Here is a 1,539-nt window from a genome sequence, read left to right on the forward strand (position 1 = left end):
TATTGCCCTGAGTGCTTTTCCGAAGAGATTACTAAAAAAGGAAAACGTGCTTGGCTAATTTGGATTCTCGGATTAACAGTGTGTATTTGGGGAGCCATAACTCATCCTGATGATAAACTTTACTATCTGGGAGTCACTCTTTTTAGCTGGGGTGTAGTGAATTTTATAAGCATCACAATCCATGAGCTCGTTCATTATATTTCTACCAAATTACTGGGTGGTTACTGTCCAAGGGTTTCATTTGGAGAAGGGGGGTTAATATATTCATTTCATTCTAAGCATACGATATGGGAACTTAGAGCAAGTCCTTCTCTAGGGATCACTTATGTCGCATTCCCCACTCACCTCCAGCAAGGATGGCGATATTTAGTTGTTTTAGCTTCTGCAGGCTTGGTTAACTTATCCATTGCTGTTTCTGCCTTTTTATTGGTTTACTTTGAAGCAATAAAAGGTCTTCATTCTTTAATAGCTGTATTTATCATTGTATTTGGAGTAGTAAACGCTTTCTTATTCTATGTTGCATTCAGACCAAAAGTAATTCGAACAGGTCAATCGTCAGACGGCGCGCAAATCTTGGAAATATTGAAAAAAAATGACGCCTTTTTTGATAAATTACATATGGGTTATCAGCTCAATATTGCAGATGCTCTGATATCCAGAGGTGAATATGCAACATTGATTACATTTATTGAGTCGTGCAAAGATTACGAAAATTCTCCTCTTCACTGTAGCTGTTTAGAGTATGCCTATATTCAGCTCGGTAAACTCGACCTTGCTTTAGAGTATTCTAATAGATCTATCGGCTTATTAGAAACACATGGCAAGGACTGTTTACCACAGGGGAGCTCTGTTGAAGCAATAAAAGCAATATTTCTTAACAACTTAGCGTTTGCCCTGTATTTGATGAATAGTGAAGATAGTGAGCGAATGGTGAATGCTGCAAATTTCGCCTACCAAAATATACCATGGAATGATGCAATTATTAGTACTTGGGCATCCATTCAAATTGAATACGGAGATTTATCAAAAGGCATCTCATTGTTGGAAAAGTTGGTAAGCAAGAAAAGAGAGATAGATGATAAGTGCTCAGCGCAAAATTACGCGAGCTTGGCAATAGGCTATAGAAAGACCAATAAACTTGATGAAATGAACAAAGCTAAAGCGAAATCAATAGCTCTAGATCCACATTGTATATTATTAGAAAGGATATAATATGCAACCACAAGAACGCGGGTAAACAAATGAAATACAGGGCAACGTTATTATCGATAGTATTATTAATATGGTCAAATATATCTTCAGCGACAGAATCCTTTACCGAGGTTAGAGAATTTTTTAATAAAATTACAAACCTCTCTAATAGCTATGATGTATCTGTGGTTAAGTATTACTCTGATAATGCAAAAATAGGTACTATAAGAACATACCCTACTGGTATGAAACGAAGTCTTGAGTTGACGGGTAAGCAATGGAAAGAGCTCATAATAAAAGCTATGCCTCTCGCCAAGTTAAAAAATGATAAAAGCACAATGTCCAATA

Annotated in this window: 2 protein-coding genes; both read left to right on the forward strand. The window is 36.5% G+C overall.

Annotated features, from left to right (window positions below; genetic code table 11):
* The coding region (locus KCG35_RS25210) for a M50 family metallopeptidase (protein WP_215822608.1) at nt 1-1,212 on the forward strand (1,212 nt) is incomplete at its 5' end.
* Between the two features lie 29 nt (nt 1,213-1,241).
* A partial coding sequence (locus tag KCG35_RS25215) for a hypothetical protein (RefSeq protein ID WP_215822609.1) occupies nt 1,242-1,539 on the forward strand: 298 nt, incomplete at its 3' end.

Origin of the sequence: Zooshikella harenae (assembly GCF_018837975.1) — a bacterium.
In the GTDB taxonomy this organism is placed as follows: domain Bacteria; phylum Pseudomonadota; class Gammaproteobacteria; order Pseudomonadales; family Zooshikellaceae; genus Zooshikella; species Zooshikella harenae.